24 protein-coding genes are annotated in these 15,602 nt (G+C 67.4%); 5 read left to right on the plus strand and 19 right to left on the minus strand.

Annotated features, from left to right (window positions below; all coding sequences use genetic code 11):
• Positions 1 to 68: 68 nt before the first annotated feature.
• The 6 genes from ACDF64_RS07680 to ACDF64_RS07705 form a co-directional block, all read right to left on the minus strand.
• On the minus strand, positions 69 to 584 hold the full coding sequence (locus ACDF64_RS07680; RefSeq protein WP_394554560.1) for a hypothetical protein: 516 nt from the start codon (positions 582 to 584) through the stop codon (positions 69 to 71).
• A 131-nt stretch (positions 585 to 715) separates the two neighbouring features.
• Positions 716 to 1,081 (minus strand): type II toxin-antitoxin system VapC family toxin, encoded by a 366-nt coding sequence (locus tag ACDF64_RS07685; RefSeq protein WP_394554562.1) that lies wholly within the window; start codon positions 1,079 to 1,081, stop codon positions 716 to 718.
• Positions 1,078 to 1,344: an AbrB/MazE/SpoVT family DNA-binding domain-containing protein gene (locus ACDF64_RS07690; protein ID WP_394554564.1), complete on the minus strand. Its 267-nt coding sequence runs from the start codon at positions 1,342 to 1,344 to the stop codon at positions 1,078 to 1,080. The genes ACDF64_RS07685 and ACDF64_RS07690 overlap by 4 nt, the downstream gene beginning before the upstream one ends.
• A gap of 57 nt (positions 1,345 to 1,401) precedes the next feature.
• Complete coding sequence (locus ACDF64_RS07695; protein ID WP_394554566.1) at positions 1,402 to 1,698, minus strand: contact-dependent growth inhibition system immunity protein; 297 nt, start codon at positions 1,696 to 1,698, stop codon at positions 1,402 to 1,404.
• Between the two features lie 15 nt (positions 1,699 to 1,713).
• Entirely contained in the window at positions 1,714 to 2,814 is a 1,101-nt protein-coding gene (locus ACDF64_RS07700; RefSeq protein ID WP_394554568.1) for an RNase A-like domain-containing protein, read from the minus strand.
• Positions 2,815 to 2,990: 176 nt separating this feature from the next.
• The gene (locus ACDF64_RS07705) at positions 2,991 to 3,218 is read right to left on the minus strand and encodes a hypothetical protein (RefSeq protein WP_394554570.1); all 228 of its coding nucleotides are present in this window, start codon (positions 3,216 to 3,218) and stop codon (positions 2,991 to 2,993) included.
• A gap of 589 nt (positions 3,219 to 3,807) precedes the next feature.
• Between ACDF64_RS07705 and ACDF64_RS07710 the strand changes: the two genes are divergently transcribed.
• Positions 3,808 to 4,458 (plus strand): VWA domain-containing protein, encoded by a 651-nt coding sequence (locus ACDF64_RS07710; protein WP_394554571.1) that lies wholly within the window; start codon positions 3,808 to 3,810, stop codon positions 4,456 to 4,458.
• Between the two features lie 5 nt (positions 4,459 to 4,463).
• The gene (locus ACDF64_RS07715) at positions 4,464 to 5,099 is read left to right on the plus strand and encodes an N-formylglutamate amidohydrolase (protein ID WP_394554572.1); all 636 of its coding nucleotides are present in this window, start codon (positions 4,464 to 4,466) and stop codon (positions 5,097 to 5,099) included.
• Positions 5,100 to 5,205: 106 nt separating this feature from the next.
• Here the strand turns inward: ACDF64_RS07715 and ACDF64_RS07720 are convergent, their stop codons facing one another.
• Positions 5,206 to 5,454, minus strand: a complete 249-nt coding sequence (locus tag ACDF64_RS07720; protein ID WP_394554573.1) for a hypothetical protein — start codon at positions 5,452 to 5,454, stop codon at positions 5,206 to 5,208.
• On the minus strand, positions 5,451 to 5,657 hold the full coding sequence (locus tag ACDF64_RS07725) for a DUF262 domain-containing protein (protein WP_394554575.1): 207 nt from the start codon (positions 5,655 to 5,657) through the stop codon (positions 5,451 to 5,453). The genes ACDF64_RS07720 and ACDF64_RS07725 overlap by 4 nt, the downstream gene beginning before the upstream one ends.
• Before the next feature lie 609 nt (positions 5,658 to 6,266).
• On the opposite strand from ACDF64_RS07725, the gene ACDF64_RS07730 reads away from it, so the two are divergent.
• Positions 6,267 to 6,998 (plus strand): hypothetical protein, encoded by a 732-nt coding sequence (locus tag ACDF64_RS07730; protein ID WP_394554576.1) that lies wholly within the window; start codon positions 6,267 to 6,269, stop codon positions 6,996 to 6,998.
• A 995-nt stretch (positions 6,999 to 7,993) separates the two neighbouring features.
• Here the strand turns inward: ACDF64_RS07730 and ACDF64_RS07735 are convergent.
• Positions 7,994 to 8,332: a DUF86 domain-containing protein gene (locus ACDF64_RS07735; RefSeq protein ID WP_394554577.1), complete on the minus strand. Its 339-nt coding sequence runs from the start codon at positions 8,330 to 8,332 to the stop codon at positions 7,994 to 7,996.
• Positions 8,329 to 8,829, minus strand: coding sequence for a nucleotidyltransferase family protein (locus ACDF64_RS07740; protein WP_394554578.1), 501 nt, complete (start codon positions 8,827 to 8,829; stop codon positions 8,329 to 8,331). Before ACDF64_RS07740 ends, ACDF64_RS07735 begins: the two co-directional genes overlap by 4 nt.
• Positions 8,830 to 8,931: 102 nt before the next feature.
• Between ACDF64_RS07740 and ACDF64_RS07745 the strand changes: the two genes are divergently transcribed.
• The gene (locus ACDF64_RS07745) at positions 8,932 to 9,195 is read left to right on the plus strand and encodes a hypothetical protein (protein WP_394554580.1); all 264 of its coding nucleotides are present in this window, start codon (positions 8,932 to 8,934) and stop codon (positions 9,193 to 9,195) included.
• Positions 9,192 to 9,581 carry a type II toxin-antitoxin system VapC family toxin gene (locus ACDF64_RS07750; RefSeq protein ID WP_394554582.1) on the plus strand — a complete coding sequence of 130 codons (390 nt, stop codon included), beginning with the start codon at positions 9,192 to 9,194 and terminating at the stop codon, positions 9,579 to 9,581. Before ACDF64_RS07745 ends, ACDF64_RS07750 begins: the two co-directional genes overlap by 4 nt.
• Positions 9,582 to 9,639: 58 nt before the next feature.
• Here the strand turns inward: ACDF64_RS07750 and ACDF64_RS07755 are convergent, their stop codons facing one another.
• From ACDF64_RS07755 to drmC, 9 genes are all read right to left on the minus strand, one after another.
• Positions 9,640 to 9,945 carry a MafI family immunity protein gene (locus ACDF64_RS07755; RefSeq protein ID WP_394554584.1) on the minus strand — a complete coding sequence of 102 codons (306 nt, stop codon included), beginning with the start codon at positions 9,943 to 9,945 and terminating at the stop codon, positions 9,640 to 9,642.
• A 119-nt stretch (positions 9,946 to 10,064) separates the two neighbouring features.
• A complete protein-coding gene (locus tag ACDF64_RS07760) occupies positions 10,065 to 10,361 on the minus strand; it encodes a contact-dependent growth inhibition system immunity protein (RefSeq protein ID WP_394554586.1) in 297 nt (98 codons plus the stop codon).
• A gap of 177 nt (positions 10,362 to 10,538) precedes the next feature.
• Positions 10,539 to 11,012 carry a contact-dependent growth inhibition system immunity protein gene (locus tag ACDF64_RS07765; protein ID WP_394554588.1) on the minus strand — a complete coding sequence of 158 codons (474 nt, stop codon included), beginning with the start codon at positions 11,010 to 11,012 and terminating at the stop codon, positions 10,539 to 10,541.
• A 12-nt stretch (positions 11,013 to 11,024) separates the two neighbouring features.
• Complete coding sequence (locus ACDF64_RS07770) at positions 11,025 to 11,255, minus strand: hypothetical protein (protein ID WP_394554591.1); 231 nt, start codon at positions 11,253 to 11,255, stop codon at positions 11,025 to 11,027.
• A 66-nt stretch (positions 11,256 to 11,321) separates the two neighbouring features.
• Positions 11,322 to 11,693 carry a hypothetical protein gene (locus ACDF64_RS07775; RefSeq protein ID WP_394554593.1) on the minus strand — a complete coding sequence of 124 codons (372 nt, stop codon included), beginning with the start codon at positions 11,691 to 11,693 and terminating at the stop codon, positions 11,322 to 11,324.
• Positions 11,680 to 12,921, minus strand: coding sequence for a hypothetical protein (locus ACDF64_RS07780; RefSeq protein WP_394554595.1), 1,242 nt, complete (start codon positions 12,919 to 12,921; stop codon positions 11,680 to 11,682). The genes ACDF64_RS07775 and ACDF64_RS07780 overlap by 14 nt, the downstream gene beginning before the upstream one ends.
• A gap of 656 nt (positions 12,922 to 13,577) precedes the next feature.
• Positions 13,578 to 14,468, minus strand: coding sequence for an HNH endonuclease (locus ACDF64_RS07785; RefSeq protein WP_394554597.1), 891 nt, complete (start codon positions 14,466 to 14,468; stop codon positions 13,578 to 13,580).
• Entirely contained in the window at positions 14,465 to 14,893 is a 429-nt protein-coding gene (locus ACDF64_RS07790; protein WP_394554600.1) for a very short patch repair endonuclease, read from the minus strand. Before ACDF64_RS07790 ends, ACDF64_RS07785 begins: the two co-directional genes overlap by 4 nt.
• Positions 14,886 to 15,578 (minus strand): DISARM system phospholipase D-like protein DrmC, encoded by a 693-nt coding sequence (gene drmC, locus ACDF64_RS07795; protein WP_394554602.1) that lies wholly within the window; start codon positions 15,576 to 15,578, stop codon positions 14,886 to 14,888. Before drmC ends, ACDF64_RS07790 begins: the two co-directional genes overlap by 8 nt.
• Between the last annotated feature and the right edge of the window lie 24 nt (positions 15,579 to 15,602).

A 15,602-nucleotide genomic window follows, 5' to 3' on the forward strand; every position in this document is an offset into this window, starting at 1 on the left:
CTGCACAAGTGTGCAATCGCTCGCTGGATTGCTCGCAGCAACCACCGGATGACCGATGAGCGACGCGACTAGCAGAAGCTCGCGCCAGACCATCGCGTACTCCCGCTGAGAAGGGCGCCGGCATCAAGGTCGGCGTGAAACACGAGAACCATCGGAATGACTTGTTCCCGGTCTGGCGGTGTGATGTCCGACCCGTCAACATCAATGATTCTCGTACTCCCGACCGACTGACATGCGTACACACTGATGTCCTCGGTTGAAGTCGAATACTCAATCAGTCTGTAGGCAGATGCAATTCCTCGACCGACGACATGGAGACCGACCCGCTCCATACCTTGGAACTCTTCGACGATCTTCTGCCCGTAGCTTTGGTCGAGTAACGGGAGAAGTCGCTCGGGGTTGACGCCGCCCTCCTGGCTTACCTCGGCGGAAAGATCCAAGTACTTCTCATACGTGTCAACCGCCGCCGCCAACGCCTCCTCATCCGACGCGAACACCGGAGCCGCAACCGACTCACTCGGCTCGACCGTTGCGGCGGGCGCTGCGTCGGAGCATCCCGCGAAGCACAGCACGCTCGCGAGCATGACCGCGATCGCAGCGGCAGGGCGGATCGGGCTAGGAAGCATGCGCTCCACCGTAGGCGACCGACTGCTGCTCGAATCGGCACTGTCCACATGCGCGAACGCGCCGCCGAATCGGGTGGTTCGCGTGCGTGTCAGCGAATCATCCGCACGCCGGCCATCCCCGACCACGCTGCGTCCGCAGTCAGCACCTCGGCGCTCGCGCGAGCCGCAAGCGCAAGGCACAGCCGATCTGCGAGCGACAGGCCCGACCCGGCGCGCCAGAGCATGGCGGCGTCCTCGGCATCCGCCCGACCGACCGGTTCGATCTCCGTGCCGTAGCTCTCGATCAGTGCGCGCGCGAGTTCCCAGTCGCCACCGCGTGCGATCACCTTCTGCGCGACCTCGGACCAGTTCGCGGCGCCGACGATCGATCCCGTTTCGAGCGCCCGCTCGACGGTGTCGGCGCCGGCCTCGCCTTGGAGGAACGCGAGGAGCGCCGACGCATCGAGGACGATCACGCGCCGCCCTCGGGTCGTGCTGCCTGGTCGTCGAGCGCGGCGGATCGCCGTCGTTCGGCAAGGAGCTCGTCGATGAGGCTCGTGCCCGCGAGCTGTTCGCGCAGCAGCGATATCGCCTGCTCCCGGGTGGTCATGACCACCCCGCGGCTCGTCTCGATGATGAGGAGCGGAGTGCCCTGCGTCCAACCCTGGTGCGAACGCAGCTCGGATGGCAGGACGAATCGGCCGCGATCGCCGATCGTCGCGGAGTGCGTGGTAGCCATGGTGTTACGGTACCAATCATCGGATCGGTGTGGTACTTGCCGCTGCCGCCACCGAGGTCAGCCGAGTCCATCGAGCACTCGCTGGAACCACTCGCGCATACTGATCCCGTCGTCGCGCGGGTCGTAGTACGAATCGGCCTCATCGATCCAGATCCTCGCAAGGTCTTCCTCCGTGTGCCCTTCGGCCAAGATCGCCGTGAGTTCGGCTCGGAGGCTCTGAATGGTCGACGCCGTCTCGTCGCGGCGGAAGTTCCAGATGATTCCAATCGGTTGGGCGGCGTCGAGGTCGTAGTCGGGATTGAAGTAGCACTGACCGAGATAAACCAACTCGCTCGAATTCGCTGGGCTGCCCACTTCTGTGTCCTTCGGTCAGGGTGTCGGAAATGACGTCTGTATGCGGAAGCCGCATTCCATCGACGGGTCGCGATGGAGGATCGTGGTGACGCCGCGGGGTTGAACGAACTGATTGATCTCAGCCACCCAGGTGCGGCCGAATGCAGGTTCTATGCTCGCATCGATCTTCAGCTGGAACTTCGTACCTTTAAGCCAGTCCAAGATCAGTACACGGTTCTCAAGCAGATTCGTTGTCGTCGCGCGGTGCGCGGCCGAGAGGTCGACGAACGTGGAAGCGAGCCGTTTGCCGCGCCCGACCAGGTACTCGTCAGCCTTTCCGACGTGTCTCGCGATGAGATGGCCACCGGCCGCCTCATGATCGGCGAGGTCGATGGCGCGAATACGACGCTTGGTGAGTGCCGTCGGAATCCGCTTCGGGACGGGAACAGTGGGAACCACTCCCGCGATGACCCCAGCCGCGAGCACATACTCGAGCCCCTGCCGCTCGAACCCCGGGTCGACCGCCGCGCGGACTTCGTTGTACCCGATCTGCGTTGCCACGCCTGCGATCCCGGACGCGATCGAGTCCTTCGCGAGGTGCGCGGCGCCGCGCGCGGGGATCCGCGCCGCCACGAGTGCGGCACGCACGAGCGCGGCGAGACGTTGGCAGACCTCGGCGATCCGGATCGCCCATCGCGCCACGGTGAAGGCGACCTTCGCGGCGGTCGCGATCGCGCCGGCGCCGACGGTGATCACGCTGAGGGCGACGCCGACGCCGATCTCGAGGGCTATCTCGATCGCCATCTGCGCGATGAGCCAGCCGATCTCCTCCCAGGCCTTCGCGACCGCGTCGCCGAGGGCGCGGGCGTACGAGGCGATCGCATCAGCCGAGGAGGCCGCGGCGTCGAGCCGACGGGCGATCCCGTCGCGGCACGACGCGATCCGGGCGTGCTGTGGGAGTCCGATCGCGACGGCCGCGTGCAGGCTGGTGTCGAGTTCGGCGCAAGAGCGGTGCAACGAGCTCGCGAGGTCGTGCCACGCAGCTTCGGCGGTGTCGATCTTGCCCGGGTCGGCGTCGGGGAGCACGACGCCGAGGGATGCGAGGGCGTCTTGGAGGAACTCGCCGAACTCGCCCAACGGCGTGGTCGGCCCGGGGCCGAGCGCGCTCGGCACTCGCGCGTCGGTCGGGACGAGCGTGGGCTCGGCGGCACGGAACACCGACCCGGCTGGGTCCTGGAACGCGCCGACGAGTTGGGCGGCGTCGTAGGCGCGGGCGGTATTCGCGAGCGCGGCATCCATCGATCTCAGCGCGTTCACGGTGTCCAGCGCACCCTGCAGGACCAGCCGCGCCGACCCGTCGTACCCGTCACCGCCGTCGCCGAGCGCGAACGCGCGCGCGGCATCCTCGTCGCCAGCCAGCCGCCCGTGCGGCCGAGCGCGGATTCGCAGGTGCGAATGGATGCCTCGACTCGGTGCCCGATCGCCCACAGCACGTCGCCCTCGGCGACCAATCGCGCCGGATCGACGAGCACCTGGGACATCCGTGCCACCCTTCCGACAGCGATTCGAACCGACCGACTCGAACGAGCCGACGCCGACGCTAGCGGCGTCCCGCGAACCAGCCCAGGACGGTTTCCACACCTGTGGACGGCCCGCGCGGGTTGCGATAACGAGGCGCTATGGTGCCCGGAATCGCCGCCGACCTCGGGTGTGTGACGTCACGACCGCGCGGCCGGGTTCTTCCGCCGCAACCTCTCGGTGGGCTTCTCGATGCATTCGCTCACCATGACCGAGGTGCTCGTCGGACCGACCCGCGCGGGACGCGGCGAATCCGCCGAGCACGCGCTCGCCGCCCTCGGGATCGAGGAGTGGGTACCGTCGCGGGGGAGCGCCGCACGACTGGCCCGGATCCGGGTGGAGACCGGCATGAAGCTACCCGACTGTTGCGTGCTCGATGCGGTGCTGGCGCAGCAGGCGAGTCTTGCGACGTTCGACGCGGTGCTCGCACGGGCGGCGGAGGGCATGGGGTCGAGGTCGTCACGGGCAGCCGCTCGCGGGAATGTCGGTGGGTGGCGGCATCCTGATCTGCTGCGCAGCCGCGTGGCATCCGGATGTCTCCGAGGAGTCCCCATGACCGACCGCACGTACACCGCCCTGCTGCTCGTCATCGACCGGAGCGGGTCGATGATCTCTATCCGCGACGACATGGTCGGCGGGTTGCAGGCGCTGCTCGCCGAGCAGGCCGCCCACCCCGGCATGCTGACCGTCGACGTCGTGACGTTCGACACGGTCGTCGAGTGGACGCACCACTTCGCCGCCCCCGCCGACGTGCGGGTCGAACTCGAGCCGCGCGGCAGCACCGCCCTGTTCGACGCGCTCGGCGGCGCGGTGTCCCACTTCGGGTCCGAGCTCGCGAAGCTGCCCGAGCACGCGCGGCCCGGCACCGTGCAGGTCGTCGTGGTCACCGACGGCGAGGAGAACTCGAGCGTCGAATGGACGGCCCAGGGCGTCCGCGCGGCCGTGACCAAGCAGACCGAGACGTTCGGGTGGGACTTCGTGTTCCTCGGCGCCAACCAGGACGCCGCGCTCGCCGCCCGCACCATCGGCATCGCCGCCGACAAGGCGCTCGACTACACGGCCGCGCCAGACGGTGTCGCGGGAGCGAGCCAGAGCCTGAGCGCGTACGTGAGCCGCCTGCGCGCGGCCGAGGCCGACGGCATCGCCTACTCCGACATCGCGTTCAGCGACGACGAGCGCCGTTCGGCAAGGGGCGAGCAGTAGCCGACATGGCGGATTCGGAGCTCTTCGACGAGTTGGTCGCGGTGGTCGACGCCACCGCGACCAGCCCCGTCATCCTGCACGCGCCGCACGGCGGGCGTGTCGTGCCGGCCGCGTTCCGTCCGGCGTTCACGATCACGGATGCCGCGCTCGCGCGCGAGCACGATGCGCTGGTCGACCACTTCACCGACCGGGTGGTGGTTGCGGCGATCGGTGCGGATGCCTCGGAGCTGGAGTCGTTCGGAGCGGTTGGTGCGGCGCGCTCGATCCGACTGCCGATGGCGAGCGCGGTAATCAACGGCCTCTCGCGCTTCGTGGTCGACGTCGAGCGATTCGACGACGAGTCGGAGGAGAAGATCGCCGTCGGCCAGGGCGTGCTGTACTCGCACGGCGCGTGGCGGGACCCGATCCGCGTCGTGCCGCGGGCCGATGTCGAGTCGCTCATGGAGTTCTACCGGGCGTACTCGGCTGCGATCGAGCGGCTCGTCGATGCGGCGCTGGCGCACCACGGCCGGGCGGTGATGCTCGAGGTGCGGCGGGATACCTACATGGATGAGGTGCGTGTCGAGCCGTGGGCTGGGGGGATCGCGCGGCTCGCGGACCGGGTTCGGGTGCTTGCGCGAACGGCGGGCAGTCTCGAGTAGAGGCCTTATTCGCACATCGCACGCCCGCGAGACCTATCCCGAGGCCCCTCCGCGGCGATCAGCTCGGCACTCGGGCGCGCTGCGCAGGCGAGGGCGAAGCCGGTGGTCACGCTGCGGGTCGCGATCTCCCAAGGTGGTGGGCACGGATCGCGAACGCGATGGTGCCGATCGCGCACCACTTAATCCCGACCACGGCGAGCAGGTTGACCCATCCGCAGCAGACGTACGCGCCAAGCGCCTGGCTGCCCGAAGTCCAATCGACCGTAGAGCTAAAGGCGACGATGATCGCGTGGACGATGAACGGAATGGAAAGCAGTGCGAACGCAGAGAGCATCCACGGGAGGTGTCGGGTCATCCGCCCAGTGTTGAGAGTACGAGCGAGCCGGTGAAGTGGGTCGCCCGACTGTGTTCACGCTGCTCATCCGCAAGGGCCACGATGTCGCCCCAGAGCCGGCTCAGCTGCTTGCTCGACCACGAGTACGTGCGCTGGTAGAGCGGGACTCGATATTGCTTCACTCCGGCGAGCACCGACTGCAGCTGAGTTTCCTGAACGTCCATGGCGTGTTCGAGCCTTCCATCGTGGTGCGGTGGCAACTCAACACGTTATCGGGGCGGACGCTCGTCAGGACGGGCTTCGAGCCCGAATACTCCGACCGGTGCGGATCGGACACTTCGGCTCAGCCAGGCGGTTGGAAGCTGTTGTCGCGTCTGGCGCTCCGTGGATTTCCTCACAGGCAAATCACCACAAACACTCAGCGGGTGTGCAGCGCTTGCACACAAACTGGAGAGTTGCGCACTCGGCGGAAGCGGGTGCCTGCCGCATGGCTCCGGATTCGTGTTCGAGCCGAGCGCACCGCGAACGCCGATGTTCGGCGCTCGCCAGGGCGTGTCAGCCCACTGAGTGGCGAAAGGTAACCAACGATGTCTGTCCAAGCACCATCCAACCCCGGAACCGGGTCGATCTCGGCCATCCCGGAGGGCCCGTACGGGGCGACTCCCCAGCCGGCCACGTTGAAGAACCCGTTGGCGGTCGTCGCCCTCGTGCTCGGCATCGTCGCGCTGGTCACGTCGGTGATTCCGTTCGTGAACTTCGTCTCGGGGTTCGTCGCGCTCGCGGGGCTGGCGTGCGGCATCGTCGCCCTCGTCCTTCGGAATCGCGCCAAGACCATGGCGATCATCGCGACGGTCTTGAACGTTGTCGCCGGTATCTTGACGATCGTCATGGCGATCGTCTACACCGCCGCGTTCGTCACTGCCGTCGATGAATCGACCAAGGAATCGACCGTCGCGGAGTCCCCGGCGGCGGAGGCCGAGGAGCCTGCCGCGGCGCCGGCCGCCGAGGTGCAGGAACTCGCGGTCGGGGAAACCGCATTCGGTATCGATGCAGAGACCGGGTGGGGATGGTTCGCGGTCGAGATCGAGAACCCGAACCCTGACCACATCTTCAACGATGGATTCACTGTCGAGGCGTACGACGCTGCGGGTGTTCTCGTGGACTCCGACTCCTCGTACATCACGGTCATGAGCGGACGGACGATGATCGTCGGCAACTTCATGCAACTCGGCACAGCGGCGATCGACCACATCGAGGTGCGTGGCCCGATGGCGGCTGGAGCCACGTCGTCTCCGGCCGGCGAGACCGGGTCGATGACGGTCGGCAACATCACCACCGCGATGGAGTACGACTGGATGACCGTCACCGGACAGGTGACCTCGACCTTCGCCGAGGATCAGGAGATGGTCCGTATCGACCTCGTCGCGCGGAACGAGAACGGCGTCATCATCGGGGTCGACTTCACCTACCTCGACCGCCTGCCCGCCGGTGGAACGGCGCAGTTCGAGGTCGGCTACTGGAAGGTGCCTGCTGGCTCGGTGATCGAGGCTTACCCGCACGTCTGATTCCCAACCGGCGACGGTGGCGACGTGTCTTCGGACGCGTCGCCACCGGCGCGCACGCCGGGGCCGAGTGCCGAAGGCGCGTACGCGTCAGCCGGAACAGATGCCCGAGCCGCGGCTCGGGTCACCGACGCGGACGGCTCACGGTTGGCGCTGGCCAGTTGTGTGGCGTCGTGGGCCCGGGCGGTGTTCGCGAGCGAGGCATCCATCGATCGCCGGGTGTTTCAGAAGATGGTTGAGGAACAGCCATCGCGCTCCACTTACCCGGCTGAGGTCGCGACGGCTGAGGATCTCGGACGTGGCGGTGACGTCGACGTCGGGGCCCACGAGGTCCTGGAGTTGGTCTTCGACATCGGCGATGTCAGCTCGGTCGGCGTCAGTCGATGCAGAGAGCTGGAAGTGCAGTCTCACGTCAGTTCGATCGATCGTCACGGCGATGGCCAGCGCGTGGGGCGGAATGTGGCCCAAGGATGCGTGTACCGCCTGCGCAACGATGTAGTTCTCCCAGTTCGGGGCGACAGAGAGAGGTCATCGGGCGCGGGGAATCGCATGACGCCCATTCTGGATTGGTGGGGACGACGCTCGGGGAGATGGTGCCGTTGATGAAGAACACATCCGTCTCCTGAGCATGGAAGCCGAAGCCGGGGTTCACGCCGAGCGCGAAAGCTCGCTCCGCCTCCTCGTCCCCGCCCATACCGCCGGGATAACCCGGCGGTAGACAAGGAGGTGTCTCGCTATCGGAGGGAAAGTACCTGTGCAACACCGCGACCTTGGGGCGGAATCCCGCCAACTTGCCCGGGGTTGTTGATCACCGTCCCCGGTACTCGAGCCGGATGGAGTGGTACGAGAGCAACGCCTCGCGACGGTCCGCGAACGGGCGCGCGGCGAAGGCGTCGGTCAGGGGAGGAACGTCCGCGTTCGGGATGCGGACGGAGAACCAGCGCCAGAGTCCGCTCAGGTCATCCAGCGCTGACTACTCCGCATGCATTGGAGAGCGGTCAGTTCGTACGCGCCGCCTCGAGCGCCTGTCGGAGCGCCGGGAAGTCCCGGCTCACCGTCTGCCAGAGCGCGTCGCGGTCGATGCGGTCGTAGTGGTGCACGACGAAGTCCCGATTGCGTGCGGCCTGCGACCAGATCGGCGCCGAGAAGCGCCCGGGGTCGGCCGCGCTGAGGCGCTTGGCCAGTTCGCCGACCCTGTTCGCGAGCGCCTCGAACGCGAGCGGAACCGCGGCATCCGCGTCATACGCGGCGCGACCGCGGGCCGCGAGCGACGCAGCCGTGTCGAGCGTCGCGGCGAGAGCGTCGATCCAACGACCGACGCGGTCTTCCGGCCTCACAGCGGGGTCGCCTCCTGAAGGATGCCGCGGTCGCGCCTGTCGTCAAGCCCCCGCCGCGAGACGACATCGACCGGTCGGCCGAGGAGGGCCTCGAGGTCGATCTCGAACTGCGCCAAGTCGAAGAGGGATGCCTCGGGCTCGGGGTCGACCAGCAAGTCGACATCGCTGTCGGGAGCGTCATCCCCACGCGCGACCGAACCGAAGACCTGCACGTCGCCGATGCGGTTGGCCTGCGCAAGTCGGAGGATCAGGGTCCGGTGCCGGTGGAGGAGTTCACGGGAGGATTCCTGCGGACCGGCCGTCTGAGCGGCGTCGGCGGAACTGGTCAGCGCGGCGTACTGCGCGTACGGCAACAGGACCGCCTCTCGCGCGCGGTGGGAGCCGAGGACGACCGGTGGGGCGTGCTCAGGATCCCTCCGAAACTCCCTCAAGGTCGCCGTGAGACCCGCGCGGGCCTCGCCGACCGGAACGACGCCGGGACCGGTGGGGAGAGTCATGGAAAAAGTGTACAAGTATCTGTACAGACCGGGAGCGCCGCCATTCCACCAGCTGCGAGTGGGACCGGTGGCGCACCATAACGCGGGTGGTACACTCCCCGCATGCCCACCACTCGACCGCGGTTCCAGGTGACGGAAACGCCGGAGGTCGAGCGTGCGCTGCGGCTCGCTGCGCACGTCTGGCCCGGCGTGCCGCGGCACGAGTTGGTCAATCGACTCTTCGGAGTGGCGGCCGACCGGCTCGGCGAGGTCGCCGAGGGTGCCGAGCGCGAACGGTTGCGGGCGGTGGACCTCACCGCCGGCGCCTTCGACGCCGTGTACGGGCCCGGATACCTCGCAGCATTGCGCTCCGAATGGCCCGAATGATCGTGCTGGATGCGAGCGTGGTGATCGCCCATCTCAGCTCGCACGACGTCCACAATGACCGTGCCGTCGCGTTCTTCCGCGGCAACACACGGGAGCGCTTCTCGATGCACTCCCTCACCCTGGCGGAGGTGCTCGTCGGCCCGGTGCGTGCTGGCCGCGGCGAGGCGGTCGAGCACGCTCTCGCGAGCCTTGCGATCGAAGAGTGGGCACCGCCCGAGGGCAGCGCCGCGCGGCTGGCGCGCATCCGGGTGGAGAGCGGGATGAGGCTGCCGGACTGTTGCGTGCTGGATGCCGCGGTCGTGCAGAACGGCAGGATCGCGACGTTCGATGCGACCCTTGCGAGTGCAGCGCAAAGGCTGGGCATCGAGGTCCTCGCGTTCGCGTGAGGTTGGTCCGCTCGGCGTGGGAGGGTCGGGCCGGCTCAGGCGCGACGAACACTCCCCACTACGCCTTGTTCGTCGCCGACGGCGGTTTGGATGCGACGCGTCGCAAGCTGGGCGCGAGGCTGAGGCGCAACCAGCGATCCGGGTCGACGTTCATTCGCTCGCCGGCCCATTTCAAACGTTCGAAGGAGTGGCGCGGAATCGAGAGGTCGTACTCGTAGAGCTGATCACAGATCAGTTCGAGCGCGATCGCAGGTTCTGCGTGGTCGAGAAAGACCTCAGCGTTCTCGACATCGGCGGTACCCAGGATGTCGCGCACGCCGTCCAGCGCGTCGCGGATCGCCTGTTCGATCAGGTCCTGATTCACTCAACTCCCTGGGTGCGGCTTGGGGACGGCGGTGATCTCGACTTCGCCGTGTCGCTCGATGGCACAGAGACTCCGAGCCCGTCACATGAACCGTGCTGCGCGCGGATGGGGCGGGAACTTCACGACAGGGCGCCGAGCATGCGTCGGAACCATTCGCTCGTGGTGCCGCCGTCCCGACGGGGATCGTATGACGAGCCGAGCTCCTCGATCCAGAAGCGAGCGAGCTTGTCCTCCGTTTGGTCCCCGGCGATTGCCGCTGCGAGCTCTCCTCGAAGGAATTCGACATCCGTCTCGGACTCTTGCTCGCGGAAATTCCTCACTACGCCTATTGGCTGAGCTGCGTCGAGGTCGAAGCCCTGATGGAAATACCCCTGCGCGAGGTGTCTCGGCTGGCTCCAGTGGAGCGAGGTCCCCATGAGTCATCCCTTGTAAAAGTGGCCAAGCGAGTTTCGGCTCTTCACCACACCGATGGCATCCTCGGCTTCGGGGTCGTTCGGGGGGGGGAGTTCCCTTGGGCGCGATGCGCGTGCTCGGCTTATGCACCCCACGGAGTCTTCGGCGTGGACTTCGGAACTACAAGAACCTGCCCGAACTCATCGTGCTTGTGATTTCATCCTTGTATTCCAGCGCGCCGCACTCACTCGAACAGGACCGTCAGGAGAGCTCATCGAGCATGCTGCGAAACCAAACGTGCATGCTGACGCCATCCTTGCGGGGTCATAGCTCGCACCGGCCTGGTCCAGCCATAGCGTCGCGAGATCGCTCTCCGACGGAGCATCGCCCAGGATGGACTCCAGTCGATTCCGGAGCCTCTCGCTGAGCGTCGCGGCCTCCTCATCTCGGAATTTGCGAACGACGCCAATGGGGTCATCGGCTTCGTACTCGAAGTCCTGATGAAAGTAGGCCTGCGCGAGATACTCCACTTCGTTCGCGGGTTGTAAGCGGCTCATCGGATATCGCCCTTCATGATTGTGGAGAACAGACGAGGGTGCTTGTCCAGCACGCGCCCGGCGCCCGCGGCTCGAGGGTGGCTCCATCGACGAGGTGTTCGCCAAGTCCACGCACATCGGTTGCCAGCGTCACCTCGTCGTCGTGACGGTCGAGGATGCCGTCGCGTGCGCAACGCTGCCCCTTCGTTGGTCGACTCCAGAAAGTCGACTCCAGAAAGTCGGCGGCGATTGGCGCCAGCCGGATGCGAACGCACCGACGTTCGGACCAAGCTCGCCGAGCAGGTCGACATCTCTCATGTCCGTTTCCTCCTCGCGCGCAACGTTGCCGAACACGCGCACATCGATTGCGACGAGTCCCATGAGCGCGGAGCGAAGCCGGGGACGCGGGCCGGCGTCGATGGGCGCGTGTCGTCTGCGGCAAAGAACTCAGTCGTCAGGCCAGCATCCGCGATCGCCGACGCTCCGCGCGAGTTCGTCGCCGGCGTCCGTGTTGCGGAGCCAGCAACTCGCCATCCGCGGGTTCCAGTCGAACCCGTCGAGCTCCACCTCCACGCGTCCGATGACGTCGTCGATCCGTCCCACCCAATCGGTGAACCCTTCGCCGCGGAGGTCACCGACGACGACGAGCTCGTCGCTGAGCATGCGACGCAGCACCTCCGTGAACACGCCGCGAACTGCTTCGCCGCTCTGCTCAGCCCACTCCCGACACCGTCCGATGAGTGTGTCGATCATGACCCAGTCGTCCAAGCCCTCCTGCAGCACGCAGAGGACGATGTCATCCTTCTCAATCGGCAACATGCACCTTCCATTTGGATGTCGAGCCGGGAACGTCGATGTCGATCGTCGCCCCACCTGAACGCGAGTAGGTTCGCCACTGGATGACGGTTCCGTCCGGGTGCCGGAACACGTCGGGAATACTCGCACCGCGCGGCGGGAGCCGTTCCGCACCTTCGATCATTCCAGTGAAGAGCTCGCGGAGGTCATGCTCAGTCGGGACGACGCGGACCGTGCGCTGGTCACCCTTCGGAAGGCTCTCGAGCAGGCTCCTCCATTCGGATGAAGCGAACATTCGTCCAGGGACGCTGGAAGCGACCTGGTTTCCGACCGACGGCGTTCTGCCGAATCGGCCCGCCCCGCCGACGGCCCCACCCAAAAGCCCGCCGGCCAGCAGTTCGCCGAACTCCTGCGCGCGGTGGCCCGGGTCGACCGCGCTCCGCACGCCATCGACACCCATCCCCGCAGCGACGCTCGCGAGTCCTGATGCCACGGACTCTGTCGCCAGTCGCAGCCCACCACGTGCCGCGAGCCGCGCGGCCGCCAGCGCAGCCCGCACGACGGTCGCGAGACGCCCGCAAACTTCAGCGATCCGAACCGCCCAACGCGCCACCGTGAACGCGATCTTCGCAATGGTCGCGACCGCGCCCGCTCCGAACGTCACGGAACTCAGCAGCACCCCGACGCCGATCTCGATGGCGATCTCGGCGGCCATCTGCGCGAGGAGCCATCCGATCTCCTCCCAAGCCTTGGCGACGGCGTCGCCGAGTGCTCGGGCGAAACTCGCCATTGCATCGGCCGAAGAAGCGGCGTCGCCGATGCGGCGGGCGACGGCGTCACGGCATGAGGCGATTCGGATGCGTTGCGGAACGCCGTCGGACACGGCTGCGTGCAGGCTGGAGTCGACCTCGGATCGGATGCGTCGGAGCGATGAACCGAGGTCGACCCACGCCGCCTCGGCGGCACCGATCTTGCCGGTATCGGCGTCGGGGAGTGCCACCCCGATGGCGGCGAGTGCGTCCTGCACGAACTCGGCGAACTCGCCGAGCGGCGATTGCGGTCCCGGTCCGAGTGCGCTCGGAAGGTGCACGGACGACGCGATGGGCTGCGACATCGCAGCCCGGATCGAGGACGATGCCGGGTCCCGGTAGGCGCCGGCCAACTGCGCGCCGTCGTACGCGCGCGCGGTGTTCTGCAGCGCCGTGTCCATCGCACGGAGCGCGTTCGCGGATTCGAGTGCCCCCTGCAGCACCGTGCGGGCGTACCCGTCGTAGCCCTGGTCGCCGCCGCTCCCGAGCGCGAACGCTCGGGCGGCCTCTTCGTCGCCGGCCATGCCGCCCGTGCCGGCGAGTGCCGCCTCGCAAGAGCGGACCGCGGTCTGGATCCGCTGCCCGATCGCCCACAGTGCGTCGCCCTCGGCGACCAGCCGCGCCGGGTGCAGGAGCACCTGCGTCATCCGTGCCTCCATCAACTCCGCGAATCCGACCTCTGCGACCGTAGAGAAGGCTCGCGCGAAGCGTTCGTGACTCTGCACACCTGTGGATGGCGCCGGCGCTCAGAGGCTCGGACGCGCTAAAGGAGCGGCGACGAGAACGGGGCGACGGCCCGCTTCTCCGGCCAGACCTGTTGATGCCGACCGGGCGGGGCTGACGTGGACCACATACCGACGTCGGCACCGATTCAAGCGGCGCGGTGCCCCTTCGCCCCATATCTGGGTCGCACACCGCCCGTCCGCCGCGTCCGGGCGCAGAACGGATGCCTCGCCGTGCTGTACGCCACGTCGAGCGGTGACCCTCCAACCGACGCCGACGCCGACGCCGACGCCGACGCCGACGCCGACTCCGCCGGCGCCCGCACCGTGCCTCGTCTCGATCGGACGCGGAAGATGCGGCACGGATCCGTCGAGTATTAGGCGGCGAACCGCGCGAAGCGTTCCGCGAGCCGCTCCTGAGACGGCCACTCGAGCTTCCGCCTCGGCAGGACGAGCCGCCGCCCGTGCATATCCTGCAACCCGTGTCGCAGCATCGGCCCGTCGACCTCGTCGAGCAGCTCGCGGTCGATCCTCACCTCGTAGTCCGGTGAGATTCCGAGTAGGTTCCGGTCGTACGATGCGTGGTGGATCTTGCAGAGCGCGAGACCGTTGGTCACCTGCGCGAGGCCGCCGAGTTCGCCGTCGCCGACGATGTGCGCCGCATCGAGCAGTTCGGCGTGCTTGAGCGAGCACACGGCACAGGTGGCCTGGTAGGCGCGCATCACTCGCGCGCGGAACATCGGTTGGTGCAGCCGCTCGCGCACCACGCGCTCCGCGTAGCGCCGCTCGTCGCCGGTCATGTGCAGAGGATCACCGAAGAATCGGAAGGTCTCATCGAGCGCGAGGTGCACGCTTCGCGTCGCCGGGTCGTCGTGGACGATGTACACCGGGTAGTACGCGACGAAATACCCGCTCCGGACACCGTGGAAGTAGACGAGCGGCTCGTTGCGCTCGTACGCACGGCGGAGCTTCACGTTGTCGCCGCCGTCCTTCGACTGGTACGAGTAGCGCACCAGCCCGTCGGGTCGGATCTCGTCGTCGTAGCCGTGCGACTTCGAGCTGGTCATGACGGTGAGCGTGGCGTCGAAGTCTCGTGGGTTGCGGATGCCGCGAGCGGCGTCCAGCAGCGGGATGCGCTCGCCGTCGAAGCTGTACGACTCGAGTTCGTCTCGGCTGAGCTCGTACGCCCCTGCGCCGAGCTTCTCGTCGAGCCACCGGAACACGTCCTCGCGGATGGCACTCTGCTCGACTTCCGATCGCATTCTCATCCGCGCTCCCTCGCAAGCTCTCGCCCGATCGAGGCTGCAACATCCGCCGCCGCCTCATGCTCCCAATACCGCAGCACCCGCCACCCCGCTTCCTCGAGCCGCCGATCGGTATCCCGATCCCTCTCGACGTTCGCGGCCAGCTTCGGTCCCCAGTAGTCCGCGTTCCGCTTCGGATGGGTCGCGTGCTCGGGGCATCCGTGCCAGAAGCACCCGTCGATGAACACGGCGGTCCGCGCTCGCGTGAACACGATGTCGGCGCGGCGGCGCAGTCCGGGAACCGGCGCGTAGTCGACGCGGTACCGCAGCCCGCGGGCGTGCAGCAGCGTGCGAACGGCGAGCTCGGTCGTCGTGTCGCGCCGTTTGTTGGCGAGCATCGACTTCCGCGTGCCCTCCGACGTCGCCCAGGATTCGCGGGGTTCAGCCATCGGCACCCTTCAGCGGATCGAGGGGGTAGAGGTGTCCTTCGGCGTACAGCGCTCCGAATCGTTGCCGAAGCCCGGACGCGAACGCCGGGTCCCTGATGATGACCCCGGTCTCGAGGTTGCGCTCGTGTGCGGCTTCGGAGAGGTTCGCGCTCGTGATGAACGCGACGCGGGAGTCGACGATGACGACCTTCGAGTGCTGGATGCCGCCGTCGGGGCCGGGTTTGAATCCGAGGAACCGGGCGCCGACGAGGTGCGCCTGCATCCACGCGGCGGTCTTACCGCCGTTGAGCTTCGGATCGATGAGCAAGGTCGTCTTCACGCCTCGGGCGACCGAGCGCCACAGCGACTTCAGGTACGCCGACGTCGGGCTCGCCGAGTACGTCGACGCGAACACGTCCTCGGTGGCTTCGTCGATCAGGTGGGCGAGTGCGGCGGTCGTGTGGTCGCCGTCGCCTGGAAAGGACGGTCCGCTCCACACCGGCCGTAGGTCGGTCGAGTTCGCTGCGGCGGACGCGGCGAATCCGCGCAGGGCACCAGCGAGGTGCTCGGCCCCGAGCGCAGCGAAGCTCGTCGCGAGCAACTCCCGTGAGGGATGCGGTGCGGCCGGCAGATGCGCCTGCGCTTTGAGGAGGTTCCCGTCGATCTCGAGACTCGACGCGAGCTTGAGCGCCTGCGATGGCGACACGACGCGTGCCAACTGTTCGAGCGC

Origin of the sequence: Agromyces sp. MMS24-JH15 (assembly GCF_043518605.1) — a bacterium.
Lineage (GTDB): Bacteria > Actinomycetota > Actinomycetes > Actinomycetales > Microbacteriaceae > Agromyces.